Raw genomic sequence first — 280 nt, forward strand, 5'->3', positions numbered from 1 at the left:
TCTTCTCGCCGAGCTCGGCCTCGCGCGCCTCGTAGGCGTGCTTCGCGTCGGAGAGGACCTCCGTGAGGATGAGGTCGTGCGTGAGCCGCTCGACGCCGCCCGCCTGCTCGACGACCTCGTCGACCTCGATGGACACCGGGTAGACCGCGCGCAGCGCGGTCCACGGGGCCTCGAGGTCCCACTGGTCCGGGTTCCCGGCCGCCGTCGCGCCCTCGACGTACGCCGTGAGGACGTCCGTGATGAAGTGCTGGATCTGCTCGGCCATGTCCTCGCCGCTGAG

At 71.1% G+C, this 280-nt stretch carries 1 protein-coding gene; it reads right to left on the reverse strand.

All coding sequences use genetic code 11. The annotated features are described in order from the left end of the window. Positions 1 to 280, reverse strand: a 280-nt coding sequence (locus AC1ECF_RS17555) for a hypothetical protein (RefSeq protein ID WP_480390729.1), incomplete at both ends; no start/stop codon positions are given.

It is taken from the genome of Psychrobacillus sp. Z3-81 (genome assembly GCF_056620325.1).